The 18,571-nt window shown below is 63.8% G+C and carries 16 protein-coding genes and 1 pseudogene; 4 read left to right on the forward strand and 13 right to left on the reverse strand.

Annotated features, from left to right (window positions below; all coding sequences use genetic code 11):
• Positions 1 to 36 precede the first annotated feature (36 nt).
• The 3 genes from LXM55_RS29960 to LXM55_RS29970 form a co-directional block, all read right to left on the reverse strand.
• A complete protein-coding gene (locus tag LXM55_RS29960; protein ID WP_233323732.1) occupies positions 37 to 990 on the reverse strand; it encodes an adenosine deaminase in 954 nt (317 codons plus the stop codon).
• A gap of 178 nt (positions 991 to 1,168) precedes the next feature.
• Complete coding sequence (locus LXM55_RS29965) at positions 1,169 to 2,134, reverse strand: 2-oxoglutarate and iron-dependent oxygenase domain-containing protein (protein WP_233323733.1); 966 nt, start codon at positions 2,132 to 2,134, stop codon at positions 1,169 to 1,171.
• A gap of 65 nt (positions 2,135 to 2,199) precedes the next feature.
• The gene (locus LXM55_RS29970) at positions 2,200 to 3,282 is read right to left on the reverse strand and encodes a BMP family ABC transporter substrate-binding protein (protein ID WP_233323734.1); all 1,083 of its coding nucleotides are present in this window, start codon (positions 3,280 to 3,282) and stop codon (positions 2,200 to 2,202) included.
• Between the two features lie 325 nt (positions 3,283 to 3,607).
• On the opposite strand from LXM55_RS29970, the gene LXM55_RS29975 reads away from it, so the two are divergent.
• Positions 3,608 to 4,696: a calcium:proton antiporter gene (locus LXM55_RS29975; protein ID WP_233323735.1), complete on the forward strand. Its 1,089-nt coding sequence runs from the start codon at positions 3,608 to 3,610 to the stop codon at positions 4,694 to 4,696.
• Here LXM55_RS29975 and LXM55_RS29980 read toward each other — a convergent pair.
• The 4 genes and pseudogenes from LXM55_RS29980 to LXM55_RS32855 all read right to left on the reverse strand — a co-directional run bounded on the left by LXM55_RS29980 (position 4,693) and on the right by LXM55_RS32855 (position 8,213).
• The gene (locus LXM55_RS29980; RefSeq protein WP_233323736.1) at positions 4,693 to 5,595 is read right to left on the reverse strand and encodes a formylglycine-generating enzyme family protein; all 903 of its coding nucleotides are present in this window, start codon (positions 5,593 to 5,595) and stop codon (positions 4,693 to 4,695) included. The genes LXM55_RS29975 and LXM55_RS29980 overlap by 4 nt on opposite strands.
• Before the next feature lie 219 nt (positions 5,596 to 5,814).
• Positions 5,815 to 7,173 (reverse strand): 8-oxoguanine deaminase, encoded by a 1,359-nt coding sequence (locus LXM55_RS29985; RefSeq protein WP_233323737.1) that lies wholly within the window; start codon positions 7,171 to 7,173, stop codon positions 5,815 to 5,817.
• Between the two features lie 159 nt (positions 7,174 to 7,332).
• Positions 7,333 to 8,016 (reverse strand): SDR family oxidoreductase, encoded by a 684-nt coding sequence (locus LXM55_RS29990; RefSeq protein ID WP_233323738.1) that lies wholly within the window; start codon positions 8,014 to 8,016, stop codon positions 7,333 to 7,335.
• 25 nt (positions 8,017 to 8,041) lie between these two features.
• Positions 8,042 to 8,213, reverse strand: a pseudogene (locus tag LXM55_RS32855) (hypothetical protein).
• 82 nt (positions 8,214 to 8,295) lie between these two features.
• Here LXM55_RS32855 and LXM55_RS29995 point away from each other — a divergent pair.
• Complete coding sequence (locus LXM55_RS29995) at positions 8,296 to 8,733, forward strand: hypothetical protein (protein ID WP_233323739.1); 438 nt, start codon at positions 8,296 to 8,298, stop codon at positions 8,731 to 8,733.
• Here LXM55_RS29995 and LXM55_RS30000 read toward each other — a convergent pair.
• The 6 genes from LXM55_RS30000 to LXM55_RS30025 form a co-directional block, all read right to left on the reverse strand.
• Positions 8,730 to 9,656 carry an ABC transporter permease gene (locus LXM55_RS30000; protein WP_233323740.1) on the reverse strand — a complete coding sequence of 309 codons (927 nt, stop codon included), beginning with the start codon at positions 9,654 to 9,656 and terminating at the stop codon, positions 8,730 to 8,732. The two genes, LXM55_RS29995 and LXM55_RS30000, sit on opposite strands and share 4 nt — an antisense overlap.
• On the reverse strand, positions 9,656 to 10,762 hold the full coding sequence (locus LXM55_RS30005) for an ABC transporter permease (protein ID WP_233323741.1): 1,107 nt from the start codon (positions 10,760 to 10,762) through the stop codon (positions 9,656 to 9,658). Before LXM55_RS30005 ends, LXM55_RS30000 begins: the two co-directional genes overlap by 1 nt.
• Positions 10,763 to 10,773: 11 nt before the next feature.
• Positions 10,774 to 12,339: an ABC transporter ATP-binding protein gene (locus tag LXM55_RS30010; RefSeq protein ID WP_233323742.1), complete on the reverse strand. Its 1,566-nt coding sequence runs from the start codon at positions 12,337 to 12,339 to the stop codon at positions 10,774 to 10,776.
• 532 nt (positions 12,340 to 12,871) lie between these two features.
• Complete coding sequence (locus tag LXM55_RS30015; protein ID WP_233323743.1) at positions 12,872 to 13,453, reverse strand: IMPACT family protein; 582 nt, start codon at positions 13,451 to 13,453, stop codon at positions 12,872 to 12,874.
• A gap of 14 nt (positions 13,454 to 13,467) precedes the next feature.
• Positions 13,468 to 14,130, reverse strand: a complete 663-nt coding sequence (locus LXM55_RS30020) for a TetR/AcrR family transcriptional regulator (protein WP_233323744.1) — start codon at positions 14,128 to 14,130, stop codon at positions 13,468 to 13,470.
• A gap of 267 nt (positions 14,131 to 14,397) precedes the next feature.
• The gene (locus tag LXM55_RS30025) at positions 14,398 to 15,318 is read right to left on the reverse strand and encodes a LysR family transcriptional regulator (protein ID WP_233323745.1); all 921 of its coding nucleotides are present in this window, start codon (positions 15,316 to 15,318) and stop codon (positions 14,398 to 14,400) included.
• Positions 15,319 to 15,442: 124 nt separating this feature from the next.
• Here LXM55_RS30025 and LXM55_RS30030 point away from each other — a divergent pair, with 124 nt between their 5' ends.
• Positions 15,443 to 16,792 (forward strand): aspartate aminotransferase family protein, encoded by a 1,350-nt coding sequence (locus LXM55_RS30030; RefSeq protein ID WP_233323746.1) that lies wholly within the window; start codon positions 15,443 to 15,445, stop codon positions 16,790 to 16,792.
• Positions 16,793 to 16,865: 73 nt separating this feature from the next.
• On the forward strand, positions 16,866 to 18,359 hold the full coding sequence (locus tag LXM55_RS30035) for a CoA-acylating methylmalonate-semialdehyde dehydrogenase (protein ID WP_233323747.1): 1,494 nt from the start codon (positions 16,866 to 16,868) through the stop codon (positions 18,357 to 18,359).
• Positions 18,360 to 18,571 lie beyond the last annotated feature (212 nt).

Genomic DNA, 18,571 nt, shown 5'->3' on the forward strand with positions numbered 1-18,571 from the left:
AGGTTGGTGTAGGAGACGGCTGGCCGGCGAAGGCCGTTACGGCTTGACCAGCCGTGCATCCAGGCTGTTCTGCGCCAGGCGCCGGGCCTGGTCCTGGGTCATCCCCAGGTCGGTGTACAGGGCGTGGAAGTTCTCGGTGACGTAGCCGCCGAAGTACGCCGGGTCATCGGAGTTGACCGTGACCTTCACCCCGCGCTCGAGCATTTGCAGGATGTTGTGCTGGGACATGTGGTCGAACACGCAGAGCTTGGTGTTGGACAGCGGGCACACGGTCAGCGGGATCTGCTCGTCGATGATGCGCTGCATCAGCCGCTCGTCCTCGAAGGCGCGCACGCCGTGGTCGATGCGCTGGATCTTCAAAAGGTCCAGGGCTTCCCAGATGTACTCCGGTGGGCCTTCCTCGCCGGCGTGGGCGACGGTCAGGAAGCCTTCGCTGCGCGCGCGGTCGAACACCTGCTGGAACTTGCTCGGCGGGTGGCCCATTTCCGAGCTGTCCAGGCCCACGGCAACGAAGGCATCGCGAAACGGCAGCGCCTGGTCGAGGGTCTTCTGTGCTTCTTCTTCGCTCAAGTGGCGCAGGAAACTGAGGATCAGGCCGCTGGTGATGCCCAGTTGCTGCTCGCCGTCTTTCAAGGCGCTGGCGATGCCGTTGAGCACCACTTCGAACGGGATGCCGCGGTCGGTGTGGGTCTGCGGGTCGAAGAACGGCTCGGTGTGGATCACGTTCTGCTCTTTGCAGCGCAGCAGGTAGGCCCAGGTCAGGTCGTAGAAATCCTGGGAGGTGCGCAGCACATCGGCGCCCTGGTAATACAGGTCGAGGAATTCCTGCAGGTTGTTGAAGGCGTAGGCCTTGCGCAGGGTTTCGACGTCGCTCCAGGGCAAGGCGATCTTGTTGCGTTCGGCCAGGGCGAACAGCAGTTCCGGTTCCAGGGAACCTTCCAGGTGCAGGTGCAACTCGGCCTTGGGCAAGGCGTTCAGCCAGTCATACATGGTGTTGTCTCATCAGGTGCAGGCGGGCGCTGCCAGAGTGATGCGCTGCCGGGGCCGTGCCCTTCTCTGGGGAACGGGCCGCGGTTGCGGCTATCGCCAGGTTTTCACCGGGCCCGAAAAAGCCGCCATTCTACATCTGGCGGCGCCATTGTTCGGTAAAACCTGACCGAATGGGCGATCAGGCCTGCTCCAGCTCGCGGCGATAGGCGTAGGTATCGGCAAAGCGCGACAGCAGGAATTCGGCGCAGGTGGTCACCGGGTACTTGGCCGGGTGCTCCGCGTCCTGGCAGCCGGGCAGGCATTCGATGCGGGTGTCCGGGTGCGGCTCGGCGAAGAACGGCATCGAGTAGCGGTCCACCCCCAGCGGGCTGATGACCCGGTGCGGGGTCGACAGGTAACGGTCGTTGCTCCAGCGCGCCATCATGTCGCCGAGGTTGACCACGAAGCTGCCTTCAATGGGCGGTGCGTCGATCCACTGCCCCTGGACGTTGCGCACCTGCAAGCCGCCGGCGGCGTCCTGGTAGAGCAGGGTGATGCAGCCATAGTCGGTGTGGGCGCCAGCGCCTTGCTGTTCTTCGCTGCTGGCGGTGTGGCGCGGTGGGTAGTGGATCAGCCGCAGCACGCTGACCGGGTCCTGGAAGCGGCGGTCGAAGAAGTCGCGCTCGATGCCCAGGGCCAGGGTCATGGCCCGCAGCAGGGTCTGGGCCAGGGCCTGCATGTCCTGGTAGTGCTGCTCCATCAGGGCCTGCCAGCCGGGCAGGTGCGGGTGGCGATTGGGGCCGCGCAGGGGCTTGTCCGCCAGCACTTCGGGATGCTCGGCCGGCAGGTGCAGGCCCATGTCGAAGGTTTCCTTGAGGTCGCTGGGCTTGCTTGGGTCCAGCTGCTCGGTGGCGATGGCGCCGTAGCCGCGATGGTGGCGGCTCTGGGTGATGTCGATCTTGAGTTTTTCGGCGTTGGGCAGGGCGAAGAAGTGCTTGGCCATGGCCAGCAATTGCTCGATGCGTTGCGCGCTGATCGGGTGGCCCTTGATGTAGAAGAAGCCCCACTCGCGACAGGCGCGGTCGATCTGCTTGGCGACACTGTCCCAGCCTGGCTGGGCATCCTGATACAGCGGGCTGATATCGATGATCGGCAGTTGATTCATGAAAAGGCTCCCATCCGGTTGGCGGTCCGCCGTCGCTGCCGGCTGCTCCGGCAGCGACGACCGGCTTATTTAGGGAGGTCCGCCCGCAGGCCTTCGACGTAGTAATTCATCGAGGCCAGTTCGGCGTTGCTGGCGCTGACCCCCGCGGCGATTTTTTCGACCCCGGCCTGGTCCTTGATCGGGCCGGTGAACGGGTGGAACTCGCCGCTCTTGATGCTGGCGATGATCTGCTCGGCCTCGGCTTTCACCGGGGCCGGCAGCAGGTCGCTGAGGGGCAGCTCAACCGTACCCTCTTTCAGGCCGCCCCAGTAGTCCTGGGATTTCCAGCTGTGGTCCAGCACCCCTTGGGTGGCCTGGATGTAGTGCGGGGCCCAGTTGTTGACGATGGAGGTCAGCACCGCCTTGGGGCCGAAGTGGGCCATGTCCGAGGCGTAGCCCACCGCGTAGACGCCGCGGCGCTCCGCGGCCTGGATCGGGGCCGGGCTGTCGGTGTGCTGGAAGATCACGTCGGCACCCTGGTCGATCAGGGCGTTGGCGGCGTCGGCTTCCTTGCCCGGGTCGAACCAGGAGTTGACCCACACCACCTTGATCTCGGTGCCCGGGTTGTACTTGTTCAGGGCCAGCTGGATGGCGTTGATGTCGCGGATCACTTCCGGGATCGGGAACGAGGCGACGTAGCCGATCTTCTTGCTCTTGGTCATCTTCGCCGCGAGAAAGCCGCCGACGTAACGCCCCTCGTACGTGCGCGCCAGGTAGGTGCCGAGGTTCTTGTCCTGCTTGTAGCCGGTGGCGTGTTCGAAGGTCACCTTGGGGAACTGCCGGGCGACTTTCAGGGTGGGGTTCATGTAGCCGAAGGAGGTGGTGAAGATCAGGTCGTAGTTGTCCTTGGCCATGTTGCGGATCACCCGCTCGGCATCGGCGCCCTCGGCCACGTTCTCGACGTAGTTGGTCTTGATCTGCTCGCCGAATTGTTCCGCCAGGGCCTTGCGTCCCTGCTCATGCTGATAGGTCCAGCCATGGTCGCCGATGGGGCCGATGTAGACGAAGCCGACCTTCAGCGGATCGGCGGCACTGGCGGCGAGGCTGGCACTCAGGCCGACGGCGGCGGCCAGGGCGCAGAGCAACTTGTGCAACGGGCGTGTATGCATGAATGAAAGCTCCATCTTGTTGTGAGGGTTGGCTGGGGCGGCAAGCGCTGGAGGGCAATGCAAATAGCTGACCAACAGGACAACAAAGAGCGGCGTTGCGCCGGCGGGGCGGTTGCCATGGGGTTTGGGGGCGCGCTTTTCGCTGGCAAGCCAACTCCTGCCGGCACGGGTGTAGAAGCGGGCGTGCCGGCGAAGCGCCTTTCAGGAACCAACCCGGTGCGCGGCGCCTGAGGCTGGTGCACTAACATGTAACGAAACGTTAGTGACTCGAAGCCGTCTTTCACTCATCTCCTGTACTCGTTTTTATTCCCGTCAAAGGACTGCAATGCTCACTTCTCTCAAGCAAGAACAGTTTCTACTGCTTGCGCTGCTGGCTGCCGTGGCCGCCTATCCCCTGGAACACCTGTTGCTCAATAGCGGCCAAGGCATCGCCCTGACGGCCGGGTTGGTGCTGATCGGCTTTATCGTCATCGCCTCGATGCGCGTTGCCCACCACGCTGAGCTGCTGGCGGAAAAGGTCGGTGACCCCTACGGCACCATGATCCTGACCCTGGCCGCGGTGCTGGTGGAGGTGGTGATCCTGGCCATCATGATGAGCAACGAAGCCTCGCCGACCCTGGTGCGCGACACCATCTATTCGGCGGTGATGCTGGACATCAACGGCATCCTCGGCCTGGCCGCTCTGATGGGCGGCATCAAGCATGGCGAGCAGCCCTACAACGACGATTCGGCGCGCACCTACAGCGTGATGATCCTCACCGCCATGGGCGTGTCGATGGTGGTGCCGGAGTTCATCCCCGAAGCCGACTGGAAGGTCTACTCGGCCTTCACCATTGGCGCGATGGTGGTGCTCTACACCCTGTTCCTGCGTATGCAGGTCGGGCCGCACAGTTACTTCTTCAGCTACAGCTACCCGGAAAAGCGCCGTAGTAAAGAGGCCCAGGAACAACCCCACGCCGTCAACCTGGCCTGGAGCGTCGGCATCCTGGTGTTCGGCGTGGTGGTGATCGGCGCCCTGGCCGAGGTGATGTCCAAGACCCTGGACCTGGGGCTGGAAGGTACAGGTGCGCCGCCGGTGATCACGGCGATTCTGGTGGCGGCCATTTCCGCTGCGCCGGAAATTCTCACGGCCCTGCGCGCGGCGCTGGCCAATCGCATGCAGTCGGTGGTCAACGTGGCCCTGGGGGCCTCCCTGTCGACGGTGATCCTCACGGTTCCGGTGATGGAGGCCATGGCCCTGTACACCGGGCAGCCGTTTCAGATGGCCATGACCCCGGTGCAGACGGTGATGGTGTTCATCACCCTGATTGTCAGCGCGATCAACCTCAACGACGGTGAAACCAACGCCATTGAAGGCATGACCCACTTCGTTCTGTTTGCGACCTTTATCATGCTGTCGCTGCTGGGTCTTTAAAGCGGCTGCGCTGACTGGATGGCACAGCGAAAGCTGACTCCGGGGGCATTCCAGGCCGCGAGTGCCCCCCAACTCCAACGACGCACGGTGCTGGCCGAGGGCGAAAAGGTCGGGTCGTTGGCATTTACGTTGTTGGCGCCCCGTTGCGCCCGATAAATGCCTGTTTCAGGCCCCTGCGGGTTCTCCACGGGAGACTCGCGATAGTAGTGTTTGTCGTACCAATCGTTGACCCATTCACTGGCATTGCCGGTGAGGTTGTAGAGGCCAAGCGGATTGGGCACGAACCTATCCACGGCGAAGGTTTGGTTGTCGTCGGGCGCCGGAAAGTTGCGGCCGTAGTCCAGGTTGCCGTTGTCGGTAGCGAACATCACCGGCTGGCCACGGTTGCGCGCCGCGTATTCCCATTGGGCCTCGGTGGGTAGATCGACGGGATAGCCGCTGAGCTCTGCCAGCCAGCCGCAGTAATCCTTGGCTTCTTGCCATTCTTTAGACGCCGGGGCGGGCAGGTTTGCCTGGTAAAGGTGCTTCATCTCGGCGAGTTCGCGCAGTTTTTCCTCGAACGGCGGCTTGCCTTGCGCGAGGAAGAACAGATCGAAATCGCCCAGGGTGGTTTGCAACGAGGACAGGTAATAGCTGCTCAATTTGACCGGATGAACGAAGTCGTCATCGACCTCGAGGCTGATCCGCTCCATTTTTTCCGGGGCCACGCCACAGGGCCATTGGCACAAGGCCTGTGGGTCGAAGCCACGGGGCCAGCCGAAATCGCCCATCTGGAATTCGCCCCCTTCAATCAGCACCATGTTGTCCATCGAGCGCACGACCGTGTTGAGCACGGCATCGCGGACTTGCGGGGAAAGATCCGGGTATTGGCGCTTGATGGTCGAAGCGATGCTGGCCACTTTTTCAGGGGACAGCGCTGTGCTGGCCGGGCCTGCAGCGCCCTGTTGCCCACAGCCTGAAATCAGCAGCGCGATGCAGAGCGCCAGTCCGTGCCTTTGTTTCACGTAATGTCCTTGTAACGGCTCGTTGGAGGGGGTGGGAAACTAACATGTTTCCTCGAGCCGATTGCGCTCGACGCGCAGGCGAGGGAGGTGCTCCCTCGCCGCTGGAGTTGACGATCAGGTGCCGGCGATCAGTTGCCGGGCCGCCTGGCTGTGATCGGCGATCAGGTTTTTCAGGTCCAGCCCTTCGACCTGGCCATCAATCACCCGCCACTTGCCGCCGATCATGACCCGATCCGCACGATCCGCGCCGCACAACAGCAGCGCCGAAACCGGATCATGGCTGCCCGAGAAACGCAGCTCATCGAGCTTGAACAACGCCAGGTCCGCCTGCTTGCCCACCGCCAGTTCGCCGATGTCGGTGCGGCCCAGCAGGCTCGCCGAACCCCGGGTCGCCCAGCCCAGTACCCGCTCCGGGGTGATCTTCTCGGCGCCGTAGCGCAGGCGCTGGATGTACAGCGCCTGACGCGCTTCGAGGATCATGTTCGACGCATCGTTGGACGCCGAGCCGTCCACGCCCAACCCCAGGGGCGCGCCGGCGTCGGTCAGCTCGATGCTGGGGCAGATGCCGGACGCCAGGCGCATGTTCGAACTCGGGCAATGGCAGATGCCGGTGCCGGCAGCGCCCAGGCGGGCGATTTCATCGGGGTTGAAGTGGATGCCGTGGGCCAGCCAGGTACGTGGGCCGAGCCAGCCGACGCTGTCCAGGTAATCCACGGTGCGCAGGCCGAAACGCTGCAGGCAGAAGTCTTCTTCGTCGAGGGTCTCGGCGAGGTGAGTGTGCAGGCGCACATCGAGTGTGTTCGCCAACTCGGCGCTGGCCGACATGATTTGCGGGGTCACCGAGAACGGCGAGCAGGGCGCCAGGGCGATCTGGATCTGTGCGCCGTCGCCACGCTCATGGTACTGGCGAATCAGGCGCTGACTGTCGTCGAGAATCACCTGCCCCTCTTGCACGGTCTGTTGCGGTGGCAGGCCGCCGTCCTTTTCCCCCAGGCTCATGGAGCCGCGGGTGAGCATGGCGCGCATGCCCAGTTCACGCACGCTTTCGACTTGCACGTCGATGGCGTTTTCCAGGCCCTCGGGGAACAGGTAGTGATGGTCCGCGGCGGTGGTGCAACCGGAGAGCAGCAGTTCGGCCAGCGCCACTTTGGTGGCCAGGGCGAGTTTTTCCGGGGTCAGCCGGGCCCAGACCGGGTACAGGGTCTTGAGCCAGGGGAACAGCGGCTGGTTGACCACCGGCGCCCAGGCGCGGGTCAGGGTTTGGTAGAAGTGATGGTGGGTGTTGATCAGGCCCGGCAGCACGACGTGCTCGCGGGCATCGAAGACCTGCTGGCAGGGGCTTGCAGGCTGCTGGCCGAGGCCCAGCACTTCAACGATCAGACCGTCTTGCACGACCAGGCCGCCACGGGCGTCGAGGGCATTGCCGGTGAAGATGGCCAGGGGATTTTTTAACCAGGTACGGGTCGCAGGCATGGTGGCCGGCTCCTCTGAAAGTGGGTTCAGGTTAGCCAGCTCAGTGTTGCCCTGTCTGCTGATCCAGGGGCGCCCGGGGTGGGCGCGGGGGGCAGTTTACGGTGCGGGCCCGTTTGCCGGCAAGCCGGCGCCCAAGGGCCGGGCCCGCTCAGGTCCGGCTTACCAGGGGATGGTTTCGCCCTTGTAGTTGACGAAGTGATGGCCGCCCTTGCCGGTGTAGGCATTGACCTGGGCGATCAGCCCGCGAGTGCTGGTTTCCACATCGATGTCGGCGCCTTCGCCGCCCATGTCGGTCTTCACCCAGCCCGGGTGCAGCGAAAGCACGGTGAGCTTCTGCCCCAGCTGGGTCACGAAGCTGTTGGTCATGGAGTTCAGCGCCGCCTTGCTGGCCTTGTACAGCGCCAGCTCTGGCGCGTCGGGCATGGTCACGCTGCCCAGTACCGAACTCATGAACGCCAGCACGCCGCTGTCCTTGCGGATCTGCCCGACAAAGCGCTGGGCCAGGTTGATCGGGGCCACGGCGTTGGTGAAGAACAGCTGGCCGACTTCGGCCAGGGTCGCGTGGCCCGGTAACTGGTTGTCCGGGCCCTTGACCCCGGCGTTGACGAACAGCAGGTCGAACACCTGATCCTTGAGCTTCTGGCTGAGGGCGATCACCGCTTGTTGATCGTCCATGTCCAGTTGCTCGATCTGTACCTTGCCCAGGGCTTGCAGGGCCTCGGCCTTGTGCGGGTTGCGCACGGTGGCGGTGACCTGCCAGCCGTCTTCGAGCAGGCGCTGGACCAGGCCAAGGCCCAGGCCCCGGGAGGCGCCGATGATCAATGCGGTTTTTGCCGTGGACATGATGAGGTTCCTTGATAAGTGAGGATCACGGATTCAATGGACAGGCTTGGCCGAGCCGAGGTTGCGGCTCCTGGCGCAAGTGGCCGACGATTTCCCCCAGGCTGAAACCCAGGCGCTGCGATCAGCCCGCGCAGCTCGTAGAAGCGCAAGGTGGCGCGGCTGACGGTGCAGGCTGCGGCCCATTCTCCAATGCGCATGCCGGGGTCTCGAAAGGGCTTGACCCTGGAGCATACTCCAGGCTTTAGCCTGCGCGCTCCTTGAATTGATGGAGCGACATCCATGTGGACGACCGAGCAATATCGGACATTGGTCCGGGCCAGCGGCTGGTACGACTTGCTGGTGACTCTGGCCTTTGTCACCCCCTGGAGTTTCATGGCCTTGCACGGGCTGCTGCAGAACACCGCCCAGGCCCTCAACCTGCCGGGCAGCCTGCCGCCTTTCGAACCGGCACACCTGTTGATGGCCAACCTGATGGGCTCGATTGTCTGCGTGTGGGCGGTGCTGCGGATTCGCGATCCGCAGCAGGCGTTTGGCCGTTACGACGCGGTGGGGCGCGTCCTGTTCGCCAGCTGGCAGGTCTATGCCTTGATGCACGGCGCCACGGCGTTGATCGGAGTGTTCCTGTTGTTCGAGCTGGCCTGGTGCGTGGCCCAGTTGCTGCCGGTGAAAGGCTTCGTCGGCAAGCCGGCTCCAGCGGGGCGTGCGCCGGTCGTTTAATGCCCCGCTCGCCATGGCTGGCCCAGGGATACCGGCGCATACAGGCGGGTGCGCAAGGCGTCCCGGGACAGCAGCACCAGCACCAGGATGGTCGCGGCATAGGGCAGCATCGCCAGCAGGTTGGCCGGAATCGCCAGCCCCAGGCCCTGGGCCACCAGGTGCAGGATGCTGGCCAGGCCGAACAGGTAGGCGCCGAGCAGCAGGCGCCACACGCGCCAGCTGGCGAACACCACCAGCGCCAGGGCGATCCAGCCGCGGCCGGCGCTCATGTTCTCGGCCCACATCGGCGTGTAGGCCAGGGACAGGTAGGCCCCGGCCAGCCCGGCCATGGCCCCGCCGAACAGCACCGCGAGCGTCCGCACCCGCAGCACCGGCAGGCCCATGGCGCTGGCGGCATCGGGGTTTTCGCCGACGGCCTGGATGATCAGGCCGACCCGGCTCTTGAGCAGCACCCAGGCCACCAGGGCGAACAGGACGAAGGACAGGTACACCAGCGGGTCCTGGGCGAACAGCATGTGGCCGATCAGCGGGATGTCGCTGAGCAATGGCAGTGCCAGGGGCTCGAACCCCGTCAGCGGCTTGCCGACCCAGGCCGCGCCGACAAAGCTCGACAGGCCGACGCCGAAGATGGTCAACGCCAGCCCGGTCGCCACCTGGTTGGCGTTGAACACCAGGGCCACCAGGGCGAACAGCGCCGACAGCAGCATCCCGGCGGCCATTGCCAGCAGCACGCCAAGCCACAAATGGCCGCTGTTGAGGGCGACGATAAAACCGATCACCGCACCGAACAGCATCATGCCCTCCTGGCCGAGGTTGAGGACGCCGCTCTTTTCACAGATCAGCTCCCCCAGGGCCACCAGCAGCAACGGCGTACCGCAGCGCACCATGGCGTAGAGAATATTGCTCAGCAGATCGATATCCATCACAGGGCTCCTGCGGCAGCGGTGGCGGGAATGTCGCGGCGCGCCCAGCGCAGGTTCAGGCGCGGTCGATAGAGAATCAGCACGTCGCTGGCCAGGAGGAAGAACAGCATCATTCCCTGGAACAGCTGGGTAATGGCCTGGGGCAGGTTGAGACTCATCTGCGCGCTTTCGCCTCCGATGTACAGCAGCGCCATCAGCAGGCTGGAAAACACCATGCCGATGGGGTTCAAGCGCCCGAGAAACGCCACGGTGATTGCCGCGTAGCCATAGCCGGGAGACACCTGCGGCACCAACTGGCCGATGGGGCCGCTGACTTCGCAGACCCCGGCCAACCCGGCCAGCGCGCCGCTGATCAACAGCGCCAGCCAGATCAGGCGCTTCTGGCGAAAGCCGACGAAACCGGCGGCGCGCGAGTCCAGGCCGAGCACCTTGATCTGGAAGCCGACAAAGCTTTTCTGCAACAGCACCCAGACCGCCACCAGCGCCAGCAGGGCGAAATACACCCCGGCGTGGACTCGGCCGTCCTCCATCAGCAACGGCAGGCGGCTGGCGTCGCCGAACATCGCCGACTCGGGAAAGTTGAACCCGGCGGGGTCCTTCAACGGGCCGTGCACGCAGTACAGCAACAGGTTCAGGGCGATGTAGTTGAGCATGATGCTGGTGAGGATTTCATTGGCGTTGAAGCGCGTGCGCAACCAGGCGGTGAGCCCGGCCCAGGCGGCCCCGGCCAGGGTGCCGGTGAGCAGGATCAACACCAGCGCCCAGCGGCTTTGCAGTTCGATGAGGTTGACCGCCACGGCGCTGCCGGCCAGTGCGCCGAGCAACAGTTGGCCTTCGGCGCCGATGTTCCAGATCCGCGCCCGGTAGGCCACCGCCAGGCCCAGGGCGCAGAGCAGGATCGGCAGCGCCTTGACCAGCAGTTCGGAAACCCCATACAGGTCGCTGATCGGGGCGATCAGCAAGGTGTGCAAGGTCGGCAGCGGGTCATGCCCCAGGGCCATGAACAGCAGGGCGCCGCAGCTTAAGGTCAGCAGCGCGGCGAGCAGCGGGGAGCACCAGAGCATCAGGCGTGACTGGCGGCCGCGGGGTTCAAGTGAAAGCAGCATGACGGGCTCCGTTAAACCGCCAGGGCGGTGGCTGAGGGCAGGGAAGCGTTGTGGCCGGCCATCCAGCCGCCGACTTCGATCAGCGAGGTGTCGGTGCAGGCCTTGAGGGGGGCAAGCCGGCCGGCGCACAGGGCGCTGATGCGGTCACTGATCTGGAACAGTTCATCCAGGTCTTCGGAGATCACCAGGATCGCCGCGCCGGCATCGCGCAGGGCAATCAGTGCCTGGTGAATGGTTGCCGCGGCGCCGACGTCCACACCCCAGGTCGGGTGCGCGGCCACCAGCAGGCGGGGCTGCTGAAGGATCTCGCGGCCGAGGATGAACTTCTGCAGGTTGCCGCCGGACAGGCTGCGGGCCGGGCTCTGGATGCCGGCACTTTTGACCCCGAAACGCTGGATGATGCGCTCGGCCAAGTCCCGCACCTGGCGCCGTTGAATCAGCCCATGGCGCACCAGGCCCTGTTGAAAGGCGCTGAGCAGGGCGTTGTCTTCCAGGCTCAGCTCCGGCACCGCGCCGTGGCCCAGGCGTTCGGCGGGAACAAACGCCAGGCCGCGCTGGCGCCGCGCATCGGGGTGCAGATGAGCCACGCCAAGGCCAGCAAAGCAGATGCGTTCGGCCTCGCCGCGGGGCAGGCGCTGCTCGCCACTGAGCAGCGCCAGCAACTCGTCCTGGCCATTGCCGGCGACCCCGGCGATGCCGACGATCTCGCCACTGCGCAGGCGCAGGCTGATGTGCTTCAGCGAGCAGCCGAAGGGGTCGGGGTTGTCCCAGCTGAGGTTGTCGATGCGCAGGAAGTCATTCGTGCCATGGGCTTTCGGGTAGTCGGTGATCAGCGCCGCCGCGTCGCCCACCATCAGCCGTGCCAGTTCAGGGGCCGAGCACTGCGCCGGGATGCAATGCCCGGCCACCCGGCCGGCACGCAGCACCGTGGCGCTGTGGCACAGGGCGCGTACCTCGGCGAGCTTGTGGCTGATGAAGAGGATGCTGCAGCCTTCGTCGGCCAACCGGCGCAGGGTCACGAACAGATCGTCGGCCTCCTGCGGCGTCAGTACCGAGGTCGGTTCGTCGAGAATCAGCAGGCGAATGTCCTGCATCAGGCAGCGGACGATTTCCACTCGCTGGCGCTCGCCGATGGACAGGCTGTGCACCAGCCGGTGGGGTTCGAGGGCCATGCCGTAGCGCTGGGAGACCTCGCGGATCCTGCCTTCCAGCAAGCGCGGCGGGCCAGCGTCGGGGCCCATGGCCAGGGCGATGTTCTGCGCCACGCTGAGGGTTTCGAACAGCGAGAAATGCTGGAACACCATACCGATTCCCAGGCCACGGGCCTGGGCCGGATTCGCGATGAGCTGGCGCCGGCCTTGCCAGAACAGCTCCCCTGAGTCGGCCTGGAGCACCCCGTAGATGATCTTCATCAAGGTGCTTTTGCCGGCGCCGTTTTCACCCAGCAAGGCATGGATTTCGCCCGGGGCGATGCTCAGGTCGATGGCGTCGTTGGCCCGGCAGCCGGGATAGCTTTTGCTGATCTGGCGCAGTTGCAGGCGCGGTGTCTGGCCGCTGGAGGCAGGAGGATTGGGCATGACAGGCTCGGCTACTGGGAGGTGTGCCTGTGGATAAAGCAATTTCCTGGCCAGTGGGTCAGGAACGCCTGGGCCGCGCGCCCGGCGGCACCCGGATGATCTGGAAGGCGTCGGGTGCTGGCACCAGTTCGGGGCAAAGTGCTTGAAAAGGCGCCGTTTTTGTCCCGCTGGGGTTGGGCAGAAAATGATCAGTTGCCTGCAGGCCCTGTGCAGTCAGGGGCTGGAGCAGCCTTGCACGGGTTATCCACAGCTTGCTCCACAGTATTTGTGTGCAAGCCCGGAGCTCGGGCATAAGCACGGCCGGCTTGTCTTCGAACCGCGATAAACCGGCCTAAGCCGCTGTTTTACTGTGGAAAAAAGCGCGCCGTTCGAGCTTTGGACAAAAAATGAACAAAGCTCGCAAAGCCACGTTGCAGAAGGGTTACAGCGCTATGTACTCAGCTTATCCACAGTCGGGTGCACAGTAGATGTGGGCAAGTGCCCCAGCCCCGGGCGGGTTATGCACAGGACGCCCCGGGCCGGGTTGGTGCACTCAGCGCTGCAAGAGGATGCGTCCGCGGCTCAGGTCCGCCAGCTGGTGCTGCAGGGTGTCGATCTGCGCTTCGCCGAGGGCCAGTTGCAGCTCTACGCCATTGGCAGTGAAGTCTTCCTCGACCAGCACACCGCCCAGTTCGGCGACCCGCAGTTTGACCAGTGCCAGCTCGCTGAAACTGCAGGCGCAGCGCAGTGGCACACGGTTGACCAGGGCAATGCGCTCGGCGCCCTGCAGGCATTTGTTGGCACCGCCGCCATAGGCTCGGGCCAGCCCGCCGGTGCCCAGCTGGATGCCGCCGTACCAGCGGATCACCAGCACCGCCACCTGGTCGCAGTCTTGGGCCTCGATGGCCGCGAGGATCGGCCGCCCGGCGGTGCCGCCGGGCTCACCGTCGTCGTTGCTGCGGTACTGGTCGGCGAGTTTCCACGCCCAGCAGTTGTGCGAAGCGTTGAGGTCGCTGTGCTGCTGGATGAAGGCTTGAGCCTCGGCCGCGCTGCTGATGGGCGCGGCGTAGGTGATGAAGCGGCTTTTGCGAATTTCCTCGCGGTATTCGCAAAGGCCGGCCAAGGTAAAAGGCATGCGTATCGGTCTTTTTAAGAGGCGGGCGTCAGGCCACAGCCTTTGAGGATGATGCGGATCAGGTTGTTGCCGGCGTCTTCCATGTCCTGCTTGGTCAGCCGGCTGCGGCCGGTGACGCGGCAGATCTGCGTGGCGAAGTCGGCGTAGTGCTGGGTGCTGCCCCACAGCAGGAAGATCAGGTGCACCGGGTCCACCGGGTCCATCTTGCCGGCGTCGATCCAGGCCTGGAACACCGCGGCGCGGCCCTGGAACCAGGTGCGGTAGTCCTGGCTGAAATACTCGCTGAGGCATTCGCCACCGCTGATGATCTCCATGGCGAAGATTCGCGAGGCTTGCGGCTGGCGGCGGGAAAACTCCATCTTGGCGCGGATGTAGCGGGTCAGGGCTTCGGCCGGGTCGTCCTCGGCGGTGAGGGTGTTGAAGGTGCTGTCCCAGAGTTCGAGGATGTTGCTCAGTACCGCGATGTACAGCCCCAGCTTGTTGGTGAAGTAGTAGTGCAGGTTGGCTTTGGGCAGGCCGGCATTCTGCGCGATGGTGTTCATGCTGGTGCCTTTGAAACCGTGGCGGGCGAACTCGTTTTCGGCGGCCTGGATGATGGCCTCTTCATTTTTCTGCCGAATGCGGCTGGCGGGTTTGCCGGGGTGAGGAGCGCTGTGGGCGGGGACTTCAAAGGTCATGGAGGTTTCCGAGCAAGTCTGTGGGTGCAACCTGTGCGTTGATAGCGCACCCAGGTTGATCCGACAAGCCTTGGTGCGACAAAAGCCTCAATGGGCCTTCAGGCTATGGTTTTCCGGCGCCGGATTTGTGTCATTCACCACGCTTTGCGTGGCGTTCGGGTTGAAGTGTCTGCGGGCGTTTTTTTTGCAAAAAGCTGTCCAGGTTGTTTTTGCGTGTTGCCGATCAGGGGCATCGAGCGAAGGACCTTGCAGGTGTCTGGAGGATTTTCAGCGGGTCGCCGCGAGGCTCTCCAGGAAGCTTTCCAGCACCAAATGGGGGCGCCGGCCCTTGCGCGTGACCGATGCCAGGCTCAGGTCATAGAAGCGCGACTTGGGCTTGAGGGCGCGCAACCGGCCCTGCTGCACCCAGAGGCTGGCGTAATGGTCCGGCAGGTAGCCAATGTAGCGCCCGGTGAGAATCAGGAAGGCCATGCCCTCGCGGTCGGAGGCGCTGGCGGTGCAGTTCAGGGCCTGGTAGTGGGCCTGGATCTCGGCCGGTAGGCGGAACGTCGGGGCGATGGCGTCCTGGTCGTTGAGGCGCTGGTCGTCCAGCTGCTTGTCGTCCACGTAGAACAGCGGATGACCCACCGCGCAGTACAGCAGTGAGCGTTCGTCATACAAGGGTTGGTATTCCAGGCCGGGCAGGGCGCTGGCCTGCGGCACCACGCCGACATGCAGGCGACCGTCGAGCACCCCTTGCTCGACTTCGTTGGGGGCGATCATGCGGATCTGGATCTGCACGTCCGGGCCGCGTTCCTTCAATTGCGCCAGGGCGTGGGTGATGCGCATGTGGGGCAGGGTTACCAGGTTGTCGGTGAGGCCGATGATCAACTCGCCGCGCAGATGGCGGTGCAGGCCGTTGACCTCGGTGCGAAAACTTTCCAGGGCGCTGAGCAACTGCAGGGTCGACTGGTAGACCTCGCGGCCTTCTTCGGTGAGGGAGAAGCCGGCGCGTCCGCGTTGGCACAGGCGCAGGCCGACGCGTTGCTCCAGGTCGCTCATCTGTTGGCTGATGGCCGAGCGGCCGATGCCGAGCACCGTCTCTGCGGCAGAGAAGCCGCCGCACTCCACCACGCTGCGAAAGATGCGCAGCAGGCGGATATCAAAGTCGCTGACTTGCGCCAGCGGGTCGGCTCGACGGCTGCTCATAGTTTAGTGGATGCCAGACTGAAGGTTATTAAAGTTGGATTTCACCGACTTTATAGCCGTGGCAACTTAGCTGCAACAACGCTTTTATTCCTACGCCGCTTCATTGCCTTGCGAGGTTTTGCTCATGAACATGCCGGAAACCGCTCCTCAGTCCCTGGCCAGTCAGCTCAAGCTTGACGCTCACTGGATGCCCTACACCGCCAACCGCAACTTCCAGCGTGACCCGCGCCTGATCGTCGGCGCCGAAGGCAGCTGGCTGGTGGATGACAAGGGCCGCAAGATCTATGACTCGCTGTCCGGTCTGTGGACCTGCGGCGCCGGTCACTCGCGCAAGGAGATCCAGGAGGCGGTATCCAAGCAACTGGGCACCCTGGATTACTCCCCGGGTTTCCAATACGGTCACCCGCTGTCGTTCCAACTGGCGGAAAAAATCACCGACCTGACCCCGGGCAACCTGAACCACGTGTTCTTCACTGACTCCGGCTCCGAGTGCGCTGACACCGCAGTGAAAATGGTGCGTGCCTACTGGCGTCTGAAAGGCCAGTCGACCAAGACCAAGATGATCGGCCGTGCCCGTGGCTACCACGGGGTGAACATCGCCGGCACCAGCCTGGGGGGCGTTAACGGCAACCGCAAACTGTTCGGCCAGGCGATGATGGACGTCGACCACCTGCCGCACACCCTGCTGGCCAGCAACGCGTTTTCCCGCGGCATGCCGGAGCAGGGCGGTATCGCCCTGGCTGACGAGCTGCTGAAACTGATCGAACTGCACGACGCTTCCAACATCGCAGCGGTCTTCGTCGAGCCGATGGCGGGTTCGGCTGGCGTACTGGTGCCACCACAGGGTTACCTCAAGCGTCTGCGGGAAATTTGCGACCAGCACAGCATCCTGCTGGTGTTCGACGAAGTGATCACCGGTTTCGGTCGTACCGGTGCCATGTTCGGTGCTGACAGCTTCGGCGTGACCCCGGACCTGATGTGCGTGGCCAAGCAAGTCACCAACGGCGCCATTCCCATGGGCGCGGTGATTGCCAGCTCCGAGATCTATCAGACCTTCATGAACCAGGCGACGCCTGAGTACGCCGTCGAGTTTCCGCACGGCTACACCTACTCGGCGCACCCGGTGGCTTGTGCGGCAGGCCTGGCGGCGCTGGATCTGCTGCAGAAGGAAAACCTGGTGCAGAGCGTGGCTGAGGTCGCCCCGCATTTCGAGAATGCACTGCATGGCATCAAGGGCACGAAGAACGTGATCGACATCCGTAACTTCGGCCTGGCCGGCGCGATCCAGATTGCCCCGCGTGATGGTGACGCCATCGTGCGTCCATTCGAGGCGGGCATGGCCTTGTGGAAAGCCGGCTTCTACGTGCGCTTTGGCGGCGACACCCTGCAGTTCGGCCCAACCTTCAACAGCAAGCCGCAGGACCTCGATCGCCTGTTCGATGCGGTTGGCGAAGTGCTGAGCAAGCTCGACTGATTCGATCCTTCTTATATAGAAGCAGGCACGAAGTGGTTCGTGCCTGCGCCTTCCCCCTTTCAGGAGTCCCCGCATGAGTCTGATTCAACACCTGATCCATGGTGAGCTGGTAAGCGACAACGGTCGCAGTGCCGACGTATTCAACCCGTCCACCGGTCAGGCGATTCATAAAGTGCCGCTGGCCAGCCGTGAAACCATCCAGCAGGCCATCGACTCTGCCAAATCCGCGTTCCCGGCCTGGCGTAATACACCACCGGCCAAGCGCGCCCAGGTGATGTTCCGCTTCAAGCAACTGCTGGAGCAAAACGAAGCACGCATTGCCCAACTGATCAGCGAAGAACATGGCAAGACGCTGGAAGACGCCGCGGGTGAATTGAAGCGCGGAATCGAGAACGTTGAGTACGCCTGTGCGGCGCCGGAGATTCTGAAGGGCGAGTACAGCCGTAACGTGGGGCCGAACATCGACGCCTGGTCCGATTTCCAGCCGCTGGGCGTGGTGGCGGGCATCACCCCGTTCAACTTCCCGGCCATGGTGCCGCTGTGGATGTATCCGCTGGCGATCGCTTGTGGCAACTGCTTCATCCTCAAGCCTTCCGAGCGCGACCCAAGCTCGACCCTGCTGATTGCCGAACTGCTGCATGAAGCCGGCCTGCCCAAAGGCGTGCTGAACGTGGTGCACGGTGACAAGACTGCGGTGGATGCGCTGATCGAGGCGCCGGAAGTCAAGGCGCTGAGTTTTGTCGGCTCGACGCCGATTGCCGAATACATCTACGCCGAAGGCACCAAGCGCGGCAAACGCGTCCAGGCACTGGGCGGGGCGAAGAACCACGCGGTACTGATGCCGGATGCCGATCTGGATAACGCGGTCAGTGCGCTGATGGGGGCCGCCTATGGTTCCTGTGGCGAGCGTTGCATGGCGATCTCGGTAGCCGTGTGTGTGGGGGACCAGGTAGCTGATGCCCTGGTTGCCAAGCTGGTGCCACAGATCAAGGCGCTGAAGATTGGTGCCGGCACTTCCTGTGGTCTGGACATGGGGCCGCTGGTTACCGCCCAGGCGCGTGACAAGGTCAGTGGCTATGTAGAAGACGGCGTTGCCGCGGGCGCGCAGCTGGTGGTGGACGGCCGCGGCTTGAGCGTGGCGGGTCATGAGGACGGCTTCTTCCTTGGCGGCTGCCTGTTCGACCGTGTCACTCCAGAGATGCGCATCTATAAGGAAGAGATTTTCGGGCCTGTGCTGTGCATCGTCCGGGTCAACAGCCTGGAAGAGGCCATGCAACTGATCAACGATCACGAGTATGGCAACGGTACCTGCATCTTTACCCGTGACGGTGAAGCGGCGCGTCTGTTCTGCGACGAAATCGAAGTGGGCATGGTGGGCGTCAACGTGCCGCTGCCGGTGCCTGTGGCCTATCACAGCTTTGGTGGCTGGAAGCGCTCGCTGTTCGGTGACCTGCATGCCTACGGTCCTGATGGTGTGCGTTTCTACACTCGCCGCAAGGCAATCACTCAGCGTTGGCCGCAGCGCGCCAGCCATGAAGCCTCGCAGTTCGCGTTCCCTAGTTTGTAAGTCGTAAGGCGTAAAGGCCGGCCCCCAGGGGCCGGCCTTTGCTTTTATGGGGCTTTTTGACCGTTTTGACAGATTTATGAACAAAACTGTTGACGGCAGATTCTATAGGCCTATAATTCGCCCCACTTCCGGCGCAGTCGAAACGGAAAACTCCTTGAGATTCAATGAGTTACACGATTTTCGACAGCGGTTACGCTTCGGTTCATCGAAGT

The sequence above is a fragment of the Pseudomonas sp. Au-Pse12 genome (assembly GCF_021341665.1).
Classification (GTDB): Bacteria; Pseudomonadota; Gammaproteobacteria; order Pseudomonadales; family Pseudomonadaceae; genus Aquipseudomonas.

Excerpts from the sequence above, each read along its gene's own strand:
- LXM55_RS30015 (WP_233323743.1), bottom strand. The coding sequence starts at position 13,453 with ATGCCTTTTACCTTGGCCGGCCTTTGCGAATACCGCGAGGAAATTCGC.
- LXM55_RS30000 (WP_233323740.1), bottom strand. The coding sequence starts at position 9,656 with ATGGATATCGATCTGCTGAGCAATATTCTCTACGCCATGGTGCGCTGC.
- LXM55_RS29990 (WP_233323738.1), bottom strand. The coding sequence starts at position 8,016 with ATGTCCACGGCAAAAACCGCATTGATCATCGGCGCCTCCCGGGGCCTG.
- LXM55_RS30020 (WP_233323744.1), bottom strand. The coding sequence starts at position 14,130 with ATGACCTTTGAAGTCCCCGCCCACAGCGCTCCTCACCCCGGCAAACCC.
- LXM55_RS30030 (WP_233323746.1), top strand. The coding sequence starts at position 15,443 with ATGAACATGCCGGAAACCGCTCCTCAGTCCCTGGCCAGTCAGCTCAAG.
- LXM55_RS29960 (WP_233323732.1), bottom strand. The coding sequence starts at position 990 with ATGTATGACTGGCTGAACGCCTTGCCCAAGGCCGAGTTGCACCTGCAC.
- LXM55_RS29975 (WP_233323735.1), top strand. The coding sequence starts at position 3,608 with ATGCTCACTTCTCTCAAGCAAGAACAGTTTCTACTGCTTGCGCTGCTG.
- LXM55_RS29995 (WP_233323739.1), top strand. The coding sequence starts at position 8,296 with ATGTGGACGACCGAGCAATATCGGACATTGGTCCGGGCCAGCGGCTGG.
- LXM55_RS29965 (WP_233323733.1), bottom strand. The coding sequence starts at position 2,134 with ATGAATCAACTGCCGATCATCGATATCAGCCCGCTGTATCAGGATGCC.
- LXM55_RS30005 (WP_233323741.1), bottom strand. The coding sequence starts at position 10,762 with ATGCTGCTTTCACTTGAACCCCGCGGCCGCCAGTCACGCCTGATGCTC.
- LXM55_RS29985 (WP_233323737.1), bottom strand. The coding sequence starts at position 7,173 with ATGCCTGCGACCCGTACCTGGTTAAAAAATCCCCTGGCCATCTTCACC.
- LXM55_RS30035 (WP_233323747.1), top strand. The coding sequence starts at position 16,866 with ATGAGTCTGATTCAACACCTGATCCATGGTGAGCTGGTAAGCGACAAC.
- LXM55_RS30010 (WP_233323742.1), bottom strand. The coding sequence starts at position 12,339 with ATGCCCAATCCTCCTGCCTCCAGCGGCCAGACACCGCGCCTGCAACTG.
- LXM55_RS29970 (WP_233323734.1), bottom strand. The coding sequence starts at position 3,282 with ATGCATACACGCCCGTTGCACAAGTTGCTCTGCGCCCTGGCCGCCGCC.
- LXM55_RS30025 (WP_233323745.1), bottom strand. The coding sequence starts at position 15,318 with ATGAGCAGCCGTCGAGCCGACCCGCTGGCGCAAGTCAGCGACTTTGAT.